At 72.5% G+C, this 810-nt stretch carries 1 protein-coding gene; it reads right to left on the reverse strand.

Annotated features, from left to right (window positions below; genetic code table 11):
• Positions 1 to 203: 203 nt before the first annotated feature.
• Positions 204 to 810: septum formation family protein (locus CCN42_RS36520; RefSeq protein WP_211294877.1), on the reverse strand; the 607-nt coding region annotated here is incomplete at its 5' end.

Below are 810 nucleotides of genomic sequence, written 5' to 3' on the forward strand. Positions count from 1 at the left end.
GGCGAACACCATCCCCGTGAAGATCGCCGGCCCGTTCTCCATACTCCCCGTGCCCCCAGTTCCGCGTCCGCGCGTGCCCCACCGCCCGGAGGCTGACACGCGCGGGCTGCGCGCAGGCGAACCTGGGGTGAACGCGAGACCGACGACTGCCCGCGTGGGCCGCCGAGCGCTCCCCGAGGAGCCGGGGAAGGCACCGCGCGGACTCAGACGGGACCGGGCGCGGATATCTTTCCGGTCGTCTTTGCGTTGTCCTCCCGGCTGACCGTGCAGACGACCTTGGTGAAGCCCTGCTCCCAGTCCTCCTCGTCGGCCATCCAGCCGAAGACGGTCCGCTCGGAGCCCGGCGCCCAACTCGACTCGAACTTGTTGCTGCACAGCTTGGTCGCGTTGTCGCCCGCCTTGTCGAAGCTCATCCCGGCGGGAGCCTGCGCGGTGCCGATGACCTGGTCCGTGTGAGGTTCGGCGCAGTCGGTGAGCAGTGACTCGTAGCCGTCCTTCAGGTCCTTGTAGACCCAGCAGTCGCCGACGCTCATCTGCCCGACCCACAGGTCGGTGCCGCGGCCACGGAAGTGGCCCACCTCGCCGCCGATCGCCGCGTGCCGGCCCAGCACCAGGCAGGCCGTGCCGCCGCCCGCCGCGTCGAAGCCCTCCCGGGTCGGCACCACGGCGTAGCCGCCCGCGTCGGGCAGCGCGTCGACGATCGCGCGGGTCTGGTCCGCGCACCGCCGCGCCCCGTTCGTCCGTGCGTCGGCGTGGTCCTCGGCGGTGTCGACGGCCACGACCTGGCCGTCCGGCCAGTCGTCGGCGCAG

The organism is Streptomyces glaucescens (genome assembly GCF_002154375.1).
Lineage (GTDB): Bacteria > Actinomycetota > Actinomycetes > Streptomycetales > Streptomycetaceae > Streptomyces > Streptomyces glaucescens.